Source organism: Sphingobacterium multivorum (assembly GCF_039511225.1).
GTDB lineage: Bacteria > Bacteroidota > Bacteroidia > Sphingobacteriales > Sphingobacteriaceae > Sphingobacterium.
In genome coordinates, this window is sequence record NZ_CP154261.1 from 4,699,169 (window position 1) to 4,715,250 (window position 16,082).

Genomic DNA, 16,082 nt, shown 5'->3' on the forward strand with positions numbered 1-16,082 from the left:
TAATTTATATTGACGTCATTAAGCCCATTTATCCAGCTTCATGGCCAATAAAAAAACTCCAGCATGTTATTTTTCCCTTTCATAACATGCTGAAGTTTTTCCTTTTATAGATTATATACGCGTATAGCGTTTTCTGCCCAAAATGCGTTCTTCTCTGCAGCTGTAAATTGACCTAATTTATCTTCAACGATGGCAATGCTTTCTTCGTAGGATGCCGCCAATAGACATACCGGCCAATCTGACCCGTACATAATTCGCTCCTTTCCAAAACGTGCAAAGATATGCTCCAGATATTGCTTAAAATCATCAAGTTTCCATCCTTCCCAATCGGCCTCTGTTGCAAGTCCCGAAACTTTACATACGACATTCGGAAAGGCAGATAGCGCATCGATAAACGCCGCCCACTCATCAAATGCTTTCGACTTGATCGGCGGTTTGGCAATATGATCCAATACAAATTGAAGATTTGGATTTTGCTGCACACAATCCAACGTTGCCGCATAATGTCGTGGACGGATGAGCAGATCATACGTATAACCATAATCTGCTAAGGCCTTCAGCCCGTTTAATACCGCAGGGCGAATGAGAAAATCAGGGTCAGCTTCTCCTTCAACAATATGACGAAATCCTTTGATGACCGTAGCTGATTGATAGCCATCCAACTGTTGTCGAATATCCGCTGCTTGAAGATCAATCCAGCCCACTACGCCTTTAATAAAAGGATAATCGCTAGCCAGCTGAACCAAATAAGCAGTCTCTTCGTTGGATTGATCCGCCTGAACAGCAACACTCCCTCCAAATCCATTTCGTTCAAGCACAAATTGAATATCCAAAGGGGTGAAATCACGTCTGATGACTTGCATTTCTTCGGTAATCCAACTATCTCTAATTGGATCGAATTTCCAGAAATGCTGATGGGTATCTATACGCATAATGAAAAGAAAACCTGATGAGCAATTAATTTTTTGAATACGCTACCATAGTCTGACGGGACTCTCCAAGACCATCAGCTCCTAACTCGATCACATCGCCAGGCTTCAAATAAATCGGTGGGTTAAATCCTAAGCCTACCCCTGCCGGAGTACCTGTTGATATCACGTCTCCTGGCAACAAAGTCATAAATTTAGACACATAGGATACCACATGCGCCACCGAAAAGATTAAATCCTTGGTATTACCATCTTGGTACGTCTTTCCGTTTACCTTTAACCATAGACGTACATTGTTGATATCTTTGATTTCCTCTTTTGTCGCCATGAAAGGTCCCATGGGCGCAAAAGTATCACATCCTTTTCCTTTATCCCAAGTACCGCCACGTTCCAGCTGATACTCACGTTCGGAAACATCATTATGCAACACATAACCAACTACATAATCTAAGGCCTCATGCTCTTCTACATAAGAAGCTTTTTTACCGATCACGATACAGAATTCCACCTCCCAATCTGTTTTTACAGAATCTTTCGGAATCATCACATTATCGTATGGACCTACCAACGAAGTGGTCGATTTCATAAAGATGATCGGTTCAGCAGGAATTGGTGCATTTGTTTCCTTGGCATGGTCTAAATAGTTCAATCCAATACAAACAATTTTGGATGGGCGGGCAAAAGGTGCTCCGATACGTTCGCCTTGAGGAACTTCAATCAACTTACCTTCATTTGCCTTCACAAATTCTTCTAAACGGGCTACACCATTCTCTGCAAAGAATTGTTCATTGTAATCACCACCAAATGCGCTTACATCGTAATTTACACCATCGATCTGAACACCGATTTTCTCCTTGCCTTGAGCTCCAAAACGTATTAATTTCATTTTTATAGTATTGAGATAATAGATATTTTATTTTTAGCTTTTTAATTATTCAATTTAATAAAACCACCATCAATAGGGTAGTCATTTCCAGTAATAAATCCAGCATCGTCACTACACAGGAAAAGTGCTAATTTGGCAATTTCCTCCGGTTGCGCCATGCGGCCTATTGGTTGGCTTGCTGATAGTTTTTCAAACATTTCTTCCTCTTTTCCAGGATAATTCTTCGCAATAAATCCATCGACAAATGGCGTATGTACACGTGCAGGCGAAATGCTATTGCAACGAATACCGTAGGCCATGTAATCCCGTGCTACAGACATTGACATCGCGTAAATAGCCCCCTTGCTCATCGAATACGCAAAACGATCCGTGATACCAACCCATGCAGCTATGGATGCTAGATTAAGGATTGCTCCCGAACCCTGCGCCTTCATCATCGGCACAATAGCATGCAATGCATTATAAGCTCCCTTAACATTCACATTAAAAACACGCTCAAAATCTTCTGATTGACAATTTTCCAAATTACCAACATGAGCGATACCAGCATTATTTACTAAAATATCAATTTTTCCGATATTTTGTGCTATAGCAGTAATTTCTTGTTGATCAGTGACATTACAACGATTAAATGCAGCCTGACCACCCAAAGCCAAGATCTCATCAACTACAGCCTTACCGCCATCTTCATTCAAATCCAGAATATGAACTTTTGCTCCTTCTGCAGCAAATTGCAGACTGATCGCACGGCCTATCCCACTACCACCACCGGTAATTACAGCTACTTTTTGTTCTAATTTTCCCATTGTTATTTAATTGTTAATGTCAATACCAAATCTGCTTCATCTGTCGATGTTGGCAAATCCAAGCGTAGACTATTGTTCTTATAACTAAACTTAATCTCTTTCTTTCCGATAAATGTGCTTACTTTTTTCACCTGATAAGGAAGGTTATTAATCAACAATTCCTTTTTATCCGTTTTAAACACATGTAGATACACTTGGTTTCCTTTTTTTGTCAACGCATAATCGTCTGTTGGTGACACCGCCCCACCCGCTGTTCCATAGATTGTTTCACCATACACCGATAGCCATTTTCCAAGTTCTTTCAAGCGCTCCTGTTGATAGTCCTGAATCTCACCGTTTGGCATCGGACCTACATTGAGCAATAAATTGGAACCATGACCAGCTGCCTTGACCAGGTATTTCAGCACTTCCTGAAAGGATTTTCGTGTCCGATCTTTCAGCTCAAATCCCCACGATCCTGCAATTGTTCCACATACTTCCTTCGGTAGTTTCCCAACATCATGCGCTTTCGTGCCGAACCCAGTAGTATTCTCCCCGGGTAAATCACGTTCGAACATCTGAAAATCTTCACCTTCAAATGGCGCCAGATGGTGGTTATTACCTACCAAGCATTGTGGCTGTAACGTATGAATCAATTCATAGATTTCTTTGAAATGCCAATCTTCATTGGGCTTGTCCCAATGACCATCAAACCAGATCCCATCGATCTCACCGTAGTTGCTCAACAGCTCCGTTAATTGGCTTTTCATAAACTGGACATAATGATTCCAATCCCCTTTTGTTGAATCGCGCCCCGCAATGCCACCACCCGTTTTACCAACAGGTAGATAATCATCCCGGTGCCAGTCTAAAAGCGAATAGTAGAACATCACTTTTATCCCTTCGGCATGGCAAGCTTCCACCAACTCTTTCACAATATCGCGTTTGAAGGGAGATTTCTTCACCACATTATAGTCCGAAACCTGGCTGTTCCACATCGAAAATCCATCATGATGTCTGGTCGTAAAGGTGATATACTTTGCCCCTGCCTGTTTAAATAACTTCGCCCATTCTTTCGCATTAAAGGAAATTGGATTGAAAAATTTAGGCAGCAATGCATATTCATCCAAACTGATATTCTGGTTGTTCATGACCCATTCACCATCCCCCAGCACACTATATACCCCCCAATGGATAAAAACACCAAACCGAGATTGTTCAAACCATTCCCTATTTTTCAGATTTTCGGGACTTGGTTGATAATGTTGCTGGCTATAGCTCGCGGATACTGATCCCATCAGCAAGGCTAAACCACAGATTACATGTTTAAGTTTCATATGTAAATGATTAGTTGTCATGGATATTCAATAAACTCGTTATACCCAACTACAAAGAAACACCTCTACGCCATGGTATGAAATCGTCTTGCCCCAACAACACCGCCTTCGGTTTCACTTCACCAGAAGCAACTTCTATTACATAATCCAAAATACGGTGTGCGGCTTCCTCAATAGTCTCTGTACCTTCGATAATGGTACCACAGTTCAAATCCAGGATATCAGGCATTTTCTCAAAAGTCTTGGTATTTGTGGAAAGTTTCACAACCGGTGTAATCGGATTACCTGTAGGTGTACCCAAGCCCGTCGTAAACAAGACGATATTGGCACCTGCTGCCACTTCTGCAGTTGTACTTTCCACATCGTTACCAGGAGTACACAATAGATTCAATCCAGGACCATTCGCTAATTCAGGATAATCAATCACTGCCGCAACAGGTGAGGTTCCTCCTTTTTTGGCAGCCCCAGCAGATTTGATCGCGTCAGTAATTAAGCCATCACGAATATTGCCTGGAGAAGGATTCATATAGAATCCCGAACCATCAGCTTCAGCTTTTGCGTTGTAAGTACGCATCAGCGACATAAAACGCTCCGCCGTTGGCTCATCGATACAACGGTCACTCAACTCCTGTTCCACACCACATAATTCAGGAAACTCCGCTAGAATCACCGATCCGCCTAAAGTCACTAAAATATCTGAAACAAAACCGAGCGCCGGATTGGCCGAGATGCCCGAAAATCCGTCCGAGCCACCACATTCCAGACCTATACACAATTTGTCCAATGTAGCTGGTTTGCGCTCATTTTTATCCGCTTGCATCATTCCCGCAAAAGTTGCCTTAATAGCCTTTTGCATAAGCTCCTTTTCAGTTCCTTCTTTCTGCTGTTCGAAAATATACAGCGGGCGATCAAAACCCGGGTTCCGCTTTTCAATTTCAGCCTTCAGAATGGAAGCCTGCGCATGCTGACATCCTAAACTCAATACCGTTGCCCCCGCCACATTCGGATGGGTGATATAACCAGCCAAAAGGCCACATAAGGCATCCGAATCCATGCGGGTTCCGCCGCAGCCCATTTCATGGTTTAAAAACTTGATTCCATCGACATTTTTGAACAGGCGTTCCTGCTCACTGGAAGTCGAATTAGCAAGTAGATCCTGATTAAGAATCGCATTTACATCAGCACCAGACTTATATAAGCTAATGAGATCTTCTACCTCAGACACGTAATTATTGGCTTTTACTTTATAGCCCAACTTTTCTTCAAAAGCAGCCTTCAGGGTCAATACATTTCTATTTTCGCAAAAAACCAGTGGAATAACCAACCAGTAATTGGCCGTTCCAACAGTCCCATTTGAACGGTGGAATCCATTGAACGTTTTATCTTTAAATGCAGAAACATCAGGTTTTGTCCAGGCTGTCTTGCGATTGCCCATTTTAAAATCTTCAGACGCATGGCGCAAGTTTTCAGTGGTAATGAGTTCCCCTTCCGTTAAGGGTGTGTTCAATTTCCCAACCAGAACACCGTACATCAGTATTTCGGCATCTTGTTCCATTGGCTGGATGGTAAATTTATGTTTGGCAGCAACAGCCTGCTTTAACGTAAATTCCTTACCTTCAAAAACAATCGTTGTTCCCGCAGCCAAGTCCTGTAATGCAACAAGGACATTATCCATTGGATGGATCTGTAAATAGCGCTGTATAGCCATAATTATACTAATTCAAATATTTTGGTCATCATTACCCATTTCTCACCTGGCTTTGCCCCCGGAATGGCCGCCTGGTATTTCCACATCAGCTGTTCCCATTCCTGTACTTTTTCATTGGCAGCATCCATAGCCGATTTTTTCTCAAATGAAAAGTCTTCACTCACCTCCATGTTCATAAACAATCTATTTTCAAAACGATAGATCTCCATCTGCAGAATACCTGCATCCAGAATCGAACGTTTTATTTCCGGCCACACCTCACGGTGGTAATCCTCATATTCCTTGATCAATTGTGGATCGTCCACAAGATCTAAAGCCATGACATATCTTTTCATTACTAACTAATTAATGTGATTTAAGATTTTCGGTTTCCGCAATACTGACATTTCTATTTTGGAAAGCAAACAACAAGACAACAATAAAACAAACCAATGGCACAAAATAGCCATACTGGAAATGTCCTGTTTTATCCGAGATAAAGCCCAAAATTGGAGGTAACAAAGCACCACCAACAATAGACATGACGATCAAGCTGGAAGCAGATTTGGTATCGGCACCGATACCTTGTACACCAAACGCGAATATTGTCGGAAACATAATAGACATAAAGAATGCAATACCGATCAACGCATACAAGGTCTGAATACCTGATCCGAAGATAACAAATAGCGATAGAACGATTGCTATAGCGGAATAGATGATCAGGAGTTTAGATGCCGATACAAAACGCATAAAAAACGTACCGATAAACCGGCCCAACATAAAAGCCAATCCCGCAAACCCAGCATAATCGGCACCATCCTTACCCGATATGCCGGCAGCTTCTGTTGCATACAATACCAGGAAGCTTAAAATACAGACTTGCGCTCCAACATAGAAAAACTGAGCTACCACGGCCCAACGCACATTTTTATGACGTAATGCGTGAAAGAAACCAGCTCTACTCTCTTCCTCGGCATCTTTGATATCAGGTAATTTGGTAAAGAAAAACAAGGCAGCGATCAATAAAATCAATATTCCCAATACTACATAAGGCAATTTCACAGCAGCTGTTTCCGACTGAATATACGCCATCTTTGCCTGTTCAGCCATTTGCGCAAGTTCCTCCTGTGATTTGGGTTCATGTGATAAAATAAATTTTCCACCAAAAATCGGAGCAACAAAGGCTGCTAGTCCATTAAAGGACTGCGCAAAATTAAGCCGTTGCGCCGAAGAAGCGGGATCACCCAAAATCGCTACATACGGATTTGCAGCGGTTTCCAGAATGGTAAGACCACAAGCTACAACGAACAATGCCCCCAAAAAGAAAACATAACTTATCGTATTGGCCGCCGGTACAAAAAGAAAACAGCCAATGGCAAAAAAGATCAATCCAATCAGGATACCAGCTTTATAGCCATATCTTTTCATGATAATTCCCGCAGGAATCGCCATCACAAAGTATGCAATAAATACAGCCGAATCGACTAAGGAAGCCTGGAAATGGGATAAGCTAAATGCATTCCTCAAATGCGGAATTAAGATTGGATCTAGGTTATGAATAAATCCCCAAAAAAAGAACAAGGATGTCACCAAAATCAAGGCAAATGCGTAACTCTTTTTATTCGTCATATTTTTCAAATGGTTATAAGTAGTTATTTGATGTAAAATAAGCTTAAAAATGCTAGACAATATTCAAGTATATTATCAAATTATTAAGCTATATTACCATAGCTAAACTGAATTATGTAACTTTACTGCATATATTTCATAATTATGAAAGCACAGCTGCTTCATTTAAATAGCAATCTTGAGCATTCGTTCAACGCGCGTAGAGACAATACACCTCAGTACCATAATCTTTGGCATTACCACGAAGAACTGGAATTAATTTATTTCGCCAAAGGCTCAGGCACCCAATTTATTGGCGATAGTGTACGGCGCTTTGAATCGGGCGATATCACCCTTGTTGGTTCAAACCTACCTCATTATTGGTTATTTGACGAAATTTATCTTCAAGAGGAAGAAGCAGAAAGCGCAGATATTCGTGTGCTTCATTTTAAAGAGAACTTTTGGGGAAATGATTTTATTAATTTACCTGAAAATAAATCCATCAAAGACCTTATTCGCGTCTCCAAAAGAGGCATTTCATTATTGGAGTGCAGCCGACTAAAAACTGCGCAATTGATTGACGCTATCTTGGCAGCAACAGGTACCGCACGTATTATTCATTTATTAGAAATATTACAGTATATTTCGGCCGAAGAACAACATGATCTGTTAACGAGCCCCACTTTTACCATCCAGCTGCAAGATCAGGATGCCAACCGTATGCAGATTGCCATGCAATATATCGGTGAAAATTATCGCGACCAGATACGCCTGCAAGAACTTGCCTCTCTCACGGGAATGACCCCAAATTCCTTCTGCCGTTATTTCAAATCACAGATCGGAAAAACGCTCTTTCAATTTCTGATCGAAATGCGCGTGAAAACCGCTTGCAATTTATTAATAGAAAACAAACAGACGGTGAAGCAGATCTGCTTTGAATCAGGTTTTCAAAACTTTTCAAGCTTCCATAAATACTTCAAAAATGTAACCGGCACCACGCCGCTCAGCTTTCAGCGATCAAAAACTTAAGACGATTTTACCCAATAAGCTTGAATCTTCCATCAATCGATGGGCTTCAGCAGCCTCCGCAAAAGGAAGTACCCGGTATAAGGTCGGTTTGAAATCGCCAGCGCTAAGTTTCGGCCATACCTGAGACCAGATATCATCCCGTAACACTTGTTTAAATTCACGATCTCTCGCCCGTAATGTACTTCCCGTTAAAACAATCCGTTTCTGCATTAATTTGAGCAAGTTTAACTCGACTATTGCGCTTTCCATCGCATTAATATATACTAAACGACCATCGGGGTTCAATAGGTTGATATTTTTCTCAAAATATGAACCACCAATACTGTCTAAAATAACATCAACCCCCAAAGGCTTCAGCGCCTCCAGAAAATCCTCCGTTTTATAATTTATTGTTTTGGTTGCTCCCAATGATTTACAAAAGCTAGCCTTTTCAGATGAGCTGACTGTCGTATATACTGCTGCACCGAACAAGGCCGCTAATTGAATTGCCGTACTGCCAATCCCACCAGCACCACCGTGTACCAAAAAATGATCGCCGGCCTGCAAATTCCCTCTTCGAAAGACATTGTCCCATACTGTAAAAACGGTCTCAGGCAGCGAGGCTGCTTCCGCAAAATCTAAATGATCGGGAATAGGTAAACAATGTCCCTGATAGACCTTAGTATAGTTTGCATAACCTCCACCCGCTACGAGTGCACATACACGATCACCAATGTTCCAGTCAGCGACCCCGGCTCCCTTTGCGACAATAACCCCTGCTATTTCTAATCCAGGTATCCGCGCATCCACCCCGGCAGGTGCCGGATAGTTCCCTTTACGCTGAAAAACATCAGGTCTATTTACACCTGCAGCCTTTACTTCGACCAAAACTTCCAGTTCACCGATCTGAGGCATTTCCACATCGCGGACTTTCAAAACTTCCGGTCCACCCGGTTCAGTAATAATGACAGCTTTCATCATGATTTTTTGGGATATTTCTGTAATCTTATATTGAGCGAAAGCATAAAATAACGAGCCAAACGATTGTTTCGAACGTCTAAAATATCATTTCCCACCACGGCACGTGAAATTCCAGTATTCTGATTCATTAGATCGAATCCCTGAAATCTTAACATACCCAAGTTATTCCTTCCAAAAGTATATTCCATATAGGCGTTGATTATCGTTGGATTAATATTGTTCCATGAGCTCGAATAACCCGCATTAAATTTTTGAGAAAGTTCAAGTCCCATGGTAAAATGTTTGCCCAAATAAGCTTTAGATCCCAAACCAACGATTCCGGAATGCGCCGTGATATTATCTTGTACAGGCCAGTCAAATGTGGCCCTGTTCAACGAATAGTTGCCATTTAATTCCGCTTCAAAAATATCACTCCAGGTATAGCGGAATTGAAGGGCTTGTGTAAACAAAAAGTGTCCACCAAAGCTCTTTTTATCATTGACGTACGAAATATTGTTGTAATAATCTGCATTGCCATTTAAGCTCATCTGCAAATTATCCGACAATAAAGAAGCTGTAAACAAATAATAGCTCTTAATATCATAGTACCCTTCTGTATTGCGATAAGTCGTTTTCTGTATCGTTGAATTAGGTTCAATTGTCCGGTTGGCTACAATCTTATCATTTACTAAGTTAAAAGCCAGACTGGCTTCCAGATATTGTCCCCTTCGCGTGATGGATTTGCGATACTTTGAAACAATACTATGTGCAAATTCAGATTTCAAATCCTTATTTCCGACCACAATATTCTGTGTGTTGGTATTGTCCACCACCGGCTGTATCTGATAGAAACTAGGTTGGTTATTACGTCCATAATAGTCCATAGAAAGATCCTCTTCTTTGGTAAACTTCCATTTCAATCCAGCAGAGGGCACGAGATTAACATTTGAATAGGAGGTTTTTATCAGTTTATCTGTTGAACTTCCCGTTAATTCGGACGGCTGAACTGCAAAACCGAAGTTTACCTTTACTTTTTCGCTTAAGTCTTGGCGGTAAATCATGCCGACTTTATTGCTTGCGAAAGAATAGTCGTACTTCAAACTAAGTGAATCCACCAGTATGGGCCCGTTGTTAAAATTATTGTTATTGTCAAAAGTAGAGCGACGGGCATCAATTTTGGTATAATCGAAATCGTAATTGATCTCCAAGGTACCACCTAAATCAACGGGCTCCACCAACGACAAGCGACTTTGGATATTTTTATTCTCATTGCTGGAACGGACCATTTGATTCAGGTAAGTTTCCGTTATTTTTGGCACGTTCGAGCTGCTGTCGATCGCTCTATTAAAATCGCGCACTTCCTCATCTTTATCCAAGGAATTAAAATCCGTATGCAAAGTATAAAGTACTTTCCGCCCCGGTTTAGTAAAACTTCGCACGTAAAAAAGATCTAAAGCCGCAGCAGGGCTTTCTGTACTATTGGCCGCGCCGTAGTTCCCCGTACTACTTAACCGATTATTTTGGATCCTTCTATCTTTTAACGTATTGCTGGTCGAATTGGTCCAAGATAGTTTGGGCGATATTTTAAGCTGATCTTTGGGCGACAGCTTCATATCAAAATCCCAGTCCATTTTATGGATACGATCGATTGATTTTATTTTGTAATCTTCAAAATTACTAATCAGATTATTCGCGGCTTTGCCATACCCATATATCGATTGTAATAAGGAATTTCCCTGGATATAATTATTACGTTGCGTAAAGCTATATTTTCCGCTTGCTGTTACCGTTTTAGAAAGCGGACTAGAGAAACTACCACCTACAGAGCCGATTTTATTGACGCCGTCTGTCGGGTCCGCAAAATCCGCTAGCTCACCCATTTCCCGCTCCCGCTCCCCGCCATTGGGCGAACCGAAAGAAAAAAGGTTGGTATTGGTATTATTGACCGACGCGATAACAGAGTACTCTTTACCGTCATTGAAACGATTCAGTCCAGCACTTCCCAAATAACGATCTACCGAACCACCGCCAAGTGTAGCTTGACCAAACGTTATTTTCTTCTTATCATCTTTGAGTACAATATTCAGAACTTTTTCGGATTCAGCACTTTTAATTCCTTTTGCCGTCGCCTCGTCACCATAAAAATCAATAACTTGAACGCTTTTCACAAAATCTGCAGGAAGATTGCGTGTGGCGGTGAGCACATCGCCACCAAAGAATTTTTTACCATCCACCTTAACAGAGGATATGGGCTTACCGAAGGCGTAGACAGAACCATCCCGCGAGACCTGAATATTGGGTAGTGCCTTAAGAGCCTCTTCTAAGAGTGCACGGCGATCAAATTGAAAAGCATCCAGATTAAATTGAACAGTATCCTGCTTATAGACAATAGGTTTATATTTTAGTACAACAACTTCTTTTAAAAGGGATACATGGGGAAACATGGTCAATTTTCCAACATCCAATTTAGCTGTCGTGCTATTGTACAACGGATAACTACGTTCCAAGATACTAAGGCCCAGCTGGCTACAGCTAATACGAATATCATTGCCCAGTACACGATTAAAATGAAAATAACCTGTTGCGGAAGTTGATGAGAACAAGGTATCGCGGGAACTCGTCAGGTGAACACTTACACCATTTAGGGGCCTTCCAGCTGTATCGACAACAATGCCATAAACCTCTTTTTTTGACACCTGCCCTAAAGTGGTTTTGGGTAAAAAAAACAAGTTCGTTATAGCTAAAAAAAGTACTAACCGGATAATATTCCCGTCCTTTAGTTCCATCCAATAGACTTTGCAATAATACAATTCAATATAAGAATTCTTAAGCTATTAACGTAAAAAGTTGTGATTTTGTATATAAAAAAAACGAGCTGTTCCGACAGCTCGTTTTTTATTTTTTTTGAAAAAATTATTATTCACCCGCAAAGGTAACCTTAACGAGGTGCTTATCAATTTCCCAACGGCCAGTACCCTCTTCACCGATTACATCGAATAATTCAAGGATGCGTCTTGCAACAAACTCCTCCTCCACTTGCTCTTCCAAGAACCATTGAACAAAGTTAAAAGTTACGTAGTCTTTTTCTTTCGCACATCTATCCGCAATATTATTGAATTGTTCAGTAACAAACATCTCTTGTTCCAATGTCTGCTCAAATACACCACGGAATGATTCAAAATCTTGAGGGATACCCGTAACTTCCGGAGAAATTGCACGACCACCGCGGTTGTTAATATAATTGAAAAGCTTCAACATGTGCTCGCGCTCTTCATTGGATTGTTTCGCAAAAAACTCGGAAGCATTTTCCAAACCCTGATCATCACACCACGAAGACATTGCCAAATATAATGCTGAAGAATGAGCTTCAACTTTAATCTGTGCATTCAATATATTTTCGATCTCTTCTTTCAAAGAAGATTTTAATTTCAATAAATCTTTCATATTTACCTTAAGTTTAATTTCTAAAACATGAACAAGTGAAACACATGATCACCTGACTACATCACAAAGATACAGCAGATATTCAAAATGTGTATCAAGAATATGTAATACAAATTCAGTCTAAATTAGACAAACAAACCGCAACTTGTTTAGAATCAATACAATTACAAATACACACTATTGATACTTTCAATAAGCCATCAAATAAAACAATAAGTGGCAGAAAGGACTTAAAATCAGGAATGCCAACGAAAAAACAAAAGGTAGTCCATTGAGACTTATTTAAATTAAAATTAAATAAGGTCACCACAAAACAAAAAGCGGTGTACATCATTGACGTACACCGCTTTTTAAATTCGTTTATATATACTGCCTAAGCGAAAACCGCAAATGGCGAAACCTGCAAACAAGTTCTGACAACACTATTCAATTCCATCATAAATTTAGCGCCATCTAATAATTCGCGCAACTGGAGCACATCCGCTACAGTTAAGATGAAACATCTTTCTGTACGAAAAGGCATAATGATTTCAAAATCGGATGAGCGTGTAGTATCATGAAGCATATGCTCAACATCAATCCCATCGATACGTTTCTTAAATTTCAAAAAATCCGATACCGAGAAAGACGTTGTTTCATTATTATATTCCAACCAGAAACAATTTTTGCGGCTACATTGATAAACTGTACCTGCTATGGTTGAAAAAACTTCCTCAACATGTGCTAACGGACAAACCAATTTTGACATTTCTATTTCCCTTATCATTTAAATCGATCAAAAATAAATATTATTTATAATCAATCCAAGTAAAATAGAAGATTATTTTGATTTAATATAAATAAGCCTTTTCACAAAGGATGCGGATATAACTTCATGATTTTCCCTGCGTCAATTTATGAATCGAACCAAGGTTCTTTCTGACCTATAACAACAAAAAAAGGAGGCCAGTTGCTACTGACCTCCTGTATGTATTCCTATGTTTTGATCGTTATTAATCGTATTCTTCTTCCTCTTCTTCTTCCGTTACGGCAAGAACTTCATTACGCCCATTGATCACTGTATTTTTCGTCTTTGTTTTATGTTTGTTAATCTGTCTACGCAAGGATTCTACAGCAATATCTGTCGCCTCCTCAAAGCTTTTCGCTTGCCCTTTCGCAAAAAGCTGGCTTCCCGGGATATTTAATTTAATTTCTGAAATTTTATTTGCCTCATCATCGACATTTTCCAATCGCAGGTAGCATTCGCCACCAATAATGGAATCCAAAAACTGCTCCAATTTTCCTGTTTTCTTTTTGATAAACTCGATTAGCTTTTGATCAGCAGTAAATCGAATGGATTGCACAGTAATGTTCATTTTTCCTCCTTTTTTTAAGCTTTTGGATGAGCTTGTTTATAAATAGACTTCAGTCGTTCTGCTGAGTTATGCGTGTACACTTGCGTTGCCGCAAGCCCCGCGTGCCCCAGCAGCTCCTTAATTGCATTTAAATCCGCCCCATTATCCAATAGGGCCGTTGCGAAAGTATGCCTCAAAATATGAGGACTTCTTTTACCTTGCGTAGAAATCAGCGTCAATTGCCGATGTACAATAGTATAGATCAGCTTGGCATATGCTGGCTTTCCTTCTTTCGTAACGATTAGTAAGCTGTTATTCGTATCAACAAATTGCGTCGCCTTTTGTTGCAAATAGTTTTTCAATTCTTTCAATAAAAGATTATTGATCGGAACCAGGCGTTCTTTGTTCCTTTTACCTAATATAAGAATATTTTTATTAAAAAAATCGATATCCTGCTCCTTAATTTTCAACAATTCTGCCAACCGAATTCCGGTACCGAACAACAATTCCATCACCATATAATCGCGGCAGGATTCAAATCCATCCTGCTCCTGTCCCATCTGATCCAACAAACGGACCAGCTTTTCCTTTTCAACAACAACCGGTAATTTTTTTGCAGTTTTTAACGCTTTAATAAGCGTCATGGGATTCTTGTCGAGACACTCCTCACGCTGCAAAAATTTAAAATAAGTTCGCATTGAAGACATACTCCGGTTGACTGAACTTGCATTTTTTCCGGACTCTACCATTTGCGCGAAATAATGACGCAAATCACGGTATACAATATCCTGCACAGTCAGCCCCTCACGATCCAAAAAAGACTGAAACATCTCCAGCTCATGCTTATAGGCAATAACCGTGTGTTCTGAATACCTTTTCTCAATCTGCAAAAACCGAATAAACTCCTTTTCCAACATATTTTCCCTCGCTATATAGCTTAAATTACAAACTTAAAAGCACAAAAAAAAGGGAAAAGCAATGCTTTTCCCTTTATATTTTAAAATTATCAGCGAATCAATTAGTTAGCTACATCTTGATTCAAAGATTGTTTGTAAATCGCTTTTTTCACTTGAATGCGACGAGTTACAGATCTCTTTTCGTAAGCTTGACGTGAACGCAACTCTCTTAAAACTCCAGTTTTTTCGAATTTCTTTTTGAAACGTTTCAATGCTCTATCTAAAGATTCTCCTTCTTTTACATTTACGATAATCATGCGTTATATATACCTCCTTTCGCCGCTTTTAAATTTAAAGTGGGACAAAGGTAAGCTATTTCTTTTTAAAACGGAAAAACAAAATTACTTTTTTATAACAATCCAAATTCTTCCAACAACACTTTTAATGGTTTCTCCTTAGTACACAACGCCGTATGCCAACCCAATTGTTTCGCTGTCGCCAGATGTTGTGGACTATCATCAATAAATAAAGTCTCCGCCGGATCCAATTGTTGTTCTTGCATGACCAACTCAAAAATCTCCGGATCTGGTTTGCGCATTCCCACTAAATGGGAATAGTAGGTCTTTTCAAAAAAACCTTCATTGTCGGCAACACCATATTTCTCATGTATATCATTCATACAATAGGCATAATGAATTGCATTATTGTTACTTAACAAAAAAGTTCGGTATCGATCTTTCAACTGCACTAGAATCTCATGATTACCTTGTGGCACACCAAGCAGTAAACTGTTCCAGGCCGTATCAATCTGTGCGTCCGTCAGGGCTGGATTTTGGGTTAATGCTCTTATTCCCTCACGGAATTGCGTAGAATCAATTTTTCCTTTATCAAAATTATCAAAAAGTGCACTTTGACCATGATGTCCGAATACGGCATCCACATTTTCTATACCTAACTGAGTAAAAGCAGTTTTCAATTTTACAAAGTCGATCATAAAGATCACATTCCCATAATCAAGAACAATATTTTTAATTTTTTCCATTGAATTATTTTGAAATATCGATACAAATATCGATAATTGCATCGTCAAAACGGCACAACAACTGTTTAAATTGACAAAACAAACGACCTGCTCCTATAGCTCAGTCGGTTAGAGTAGAAGACTCATAATCTTTTGGTCCCTGGTTCGAGCCCAGGTGGGAGCA

General features: G+C 40.0%; 16 protein-coding genes and 1 tRNA gene. 2 read left to right on the forward strand and 15 right to left on the reverse strand.

What is annotated here, in order from left to right:
* Positions 1–104 precede the first annotated feature (104 nt).
* From AAH582_RS19495 to fucP, 7 genes are read right to left on the reverse strand one after another with little or no spacing between them, the layout of a single operon-like run.
* Positions 105–932 (reverse strand): amidohydrolase family protein, encoded by an 828-nt coding sequence (locus AAH582_RS19495; protein ID WP_343319819.1) that lies wholly within the window; start codon positions 930–932, stop codon positions 105–107.
* A 25-nt stretch (positions 933–957) separates the two neighbouring features.
* Complete coding sequence (locus AAH582_RS19500; RefSeq protein WP_046672144.1) at positions 958–1,815, reverse strand: fumarylacetoacetate hydrolase family protein; 858 nt, start codon at positions 1,813–1,815, stop codon at positions 958–960.
* Between the two features lie 41 nt (positions 1,816–1,856).
* Positions 1,857–2,621, reverse strand: a complete 765-nt coding sequence (locus tag AAH582_RS19505; RefSeq protein WP_046672143.1) for an SDR family NAD(P)-dependent oxidoreductase — start codon at positions 2,619–2,621, stop codon at positions 1,857–1,859.
* A gap of 2 nt (positions 2,622–2,623) precedes the next feature.
* Positions 2,624–3,937 (reverse strand): alpha-L-fucosidase, encoded by a 1,314-nt coding sequence (locus tag AAH582_RS19510; protein WP_343319823.1) that lies wholly within the window; start codon positions 3,935–3,937, stop codon positions 2,624–2,626.
* A 49-nt stretch (positions 3,938–3,986) separates the two neighbouring features.
* A complete protein-coding gene (locus tag AAH582_RS19515) occupies positions 3,987–5,645 on the reverse strand; it encodes a UxaA family hydrolase (RefSeq protein ID WP_046672142.1) in 1,659 nt (552 codons plus the stop codon).
* Between the two features lie 2 nt (positions 5,646–5,647).
* Entirely contained in the window at positions 5,648–5,980 is a 333-nt protein-coding gene (locus tag AAH582_RS19520) for an L-rhamnose mutarotase (RefSeq protein WP_343319825.1), read from the reverse strand.
* A gap of 10 nt (positions 5,981–5,990) precedes the next feature.
* Positions 5,991–7,256, reverse strand: a complete 1,266-nt coding sequence (fucP, locus tag AAH582_RS19525) for an L-fucose:H+ symporter permease (protein WP_343319827.1) — start codon at positions 7,254–7,256, stop codon at positions 5,991–5,993.
* A 144-nt stretch (positions 7,257–7,400) separates the two neighbouring features.
* On the opposite strand from fucP, the gene AAH582_RS19530 reads away from it, so the two are divergent.
* Positions 7,401–8,264 carry an AraC family transcriptional regulator gene (locus AAH582_RS19530; RefSeq protein ID WP_343319829.1) on the forward strand — a complete coding sequence of 288 codons (864 nt, stop codon included), beginning with the start codon at positions 7,401–7,403 and terminating at the stop codon, positions 8,262–8,264.
* Here the strand turns inward: AAH582_RS19530 and AAH582_RS19535 are convergent.
* From AAH582_RS19535 to AAH582_RS19570, 8 genes are all read right to left on the reverse strand, one after another.
* Entirely contained in the window at positions 8,253–9,224 is a 972-nt protein-coding gene (locus AAH582_RS19535; RefSeq protein WP_343319831.1) for an NAD(P)H-quinone oxidoreductase, read from the reverse strand. The two genes, AAH582_RS19530 and AAH582_RS19535, sit on opposite strands and share 12 nt — an antisense overlap.
* Positions 9,221–11,899, reverse strand: coding sequence for a TonB-dependent receptor (locus AAH582_RS19540; protein WP_231585191.1), 2,679 nt, complete (start codon positions 11,897–11,899; stop codon positions 9,221–9,223). The genes AAH582_RS19535 and AAH582_RS19540 overlap by 4 nt, the downstream gene beginning before the upstream one ends.
* Before the next feature lie 220 nt (positions 11,900–12,119).
* The gene (locus tag AAH582_RS19545; RefSeq protein ID WP_046672137.1) at positions 12,120–12,647 is read right to left on the reverse strand and encodes a ferritin; all 528 of its coding nucleotides are present in this window, start codon (positions 12,645–12,647) and stop codon (positions 12,120–12,122) included.
* 373 nt (positions 12,648–13,020) lie between these two features.
* The gene (locus tag AAH582_RS19550) at positions 13,021–13,395 is read right to left on the reverse strand and encodes a DUF6686 family protein (RefSeq protein WP_046672136.1); all 375 of its coding nucleotides are present in this window, start codon (positions 13,393–13,395) and stop codon (positions 13,021–13,023) included.
* Positions 13,396–13,639: 244 nt separating this feature from the next.
* Complete coding sequence (gene hpf / locus AAH582_RS19555) at positions 13,640–14,002, reverse strand: ribosome hibernation-promoting factor, HPF/YfiA family (RefSeq protein WP_046672135.1); 363 nt, start codon at positions 14,000–14,002, stop codon at positions 13,640–13,642.
* Positions 14,003–14,016: 14 nt separating this feature from the next.
* A complete protein-coding gene (locus AAH582_RS19560) occupies positions 14,017–14,898 on the reverse strand; it encodes a tyrosine-type recombinase/integrase (RefSeq protein ID WP_046672134.1) in 882 nt (293 codons plus the stop codon).
* A 101-nt stretch (positions 14,899–14,999) separates the two neighbouring features.
* On the reverse strand, positions 15,000–15,194 hold the full coding sequence (gene rpsU / locus AAH582_RS19565) for a 30S ribosomal protein S21 (protein WP_046672133.1): 195 nt from the start codon (positions 15,192–15,194) through the stop codon (positions 15,000–15,002).
* A 92-nt stretch (positions 15,195–15,286) separates the two neighbouring features.
* On the reverse strand, positions 15,287–15,919 hold the full coding sequence (locus AAH582_RS19570) for an HAD family hydrolase (RefSeq protein ID WP_343319839.1): 633 nt from the start codon (positions 15,917–15,919) through the stop codon (positions 15,287–15,289).
* Between the two features lie 89 nt (positions 15,920–16,008).
* On the opposite strand from AAH582_RS19570, the gene AAH582_RS19575 reads away from it, so the two are divergent.
* Positions 16,009–16,082, forward strand: a tRNA-Ile gene (locus AAH582_RS19575).

Coding starts and splice junctions, on each gene's coding strand:
- AAH582_RS19495 (WP_343319819.1), bottom strand. CDS start 932: ATGCGTATAGATACCCATCAGCATTTCTGGAAATTCGATCCAATTAGA.
- AAH582_RS19500 (WP_046672144.1), bottom strand. CDS start 1,815: ATGAAATTAATACGTTTTGGAGCTCAAGGCAAGGAGAAAATCGGTGTT.
- AAH582_RS19505 (WP_046672143.1), bottom strand. CDS start 2,621: ATGGGAAAATTAGAACAAAAAGTAGCTGTAATTACCGGTGGTGGTAGT.
- AAH582_RS19510 (WP_343319823.1), bottom strand. CDS start 3,937: ATGAAACTTAAACATGTAATCTGTGGTTTAGCCTTGCTGATGGGATCA.
- AAH582_RS19515 (WP_046672142.1), bottom strand. CDS start 5,645: ATGGCTATACAGCGCTATTTACAGATCCATCCAATGGATAATGTCCTT.
- AAH582_RS19520 (WP_343319825.1), bottom strand. CDS start 5,980: ATGAAAAGATATGTCATGGCTTTAGATCTTGTGGACGATCCACAATTG.
- fucP (WP_343319827.1), bottom strand. CDS start 7,256: ATGACGAATAAAAAGAGTTACGCATTTGCCTTGATTTTGGTGACATCC.
- AAH582_RS19530 (WP_343319829.1), top strand. CDS start 7,401: ATGAAAGCACAGCTGCTTCATTTAAATAGCAATCTTGAGCATTCGTTC.
- AAH582_RS19535 (WP_343319831.1), bottom strand. CDS start 9,224: ATGATGAAAGCTGTCATTATTACTGAACCGGGTGGACCGGAAGTTTTG.
- AAH582_RS19545 (WP_046672137.1), bottom strand. CDS start 12,647: ATGAAAGATTTATTGAAATTAAAATCTTCTTTGAAAGAAGAGATCGAA.
- AAH582_RS19550 (WP_046672136.1), bottom strand. CDS start 13,395: ATGTCAAAATTGGTTTGTCCGTTAGCACATGTTGAGGAAGTTTTTTCA.
- hpf (WP_046672135.1), bottom strand. CDS start 14,002: ATGAACATTACTGTGCAATCCATTCGATTTACTGCTGATCAAAAGCTA.
- AAH582_RS19560 (WP_046672134.1), bottom strand. CDS start 14,898: ATGTTGGAAAAGGAGTTTATTCGGTTTTTGCAGATTGAGAAAAGGTAT.
- rpsU (WP_046672133.1), bottom strand. CDS start 15,194: ATGATTATCGTAAATGTAAAAGAAGGAGAATCTTTAGATAGAGCATTG.
- AAH582_RS19570 (WP_343319839.1), bottom strand. CDS start 15,919: ATGGAAAAAATTAAAAATATTGTTCTTGATTATGGGAATGTGATCTTT.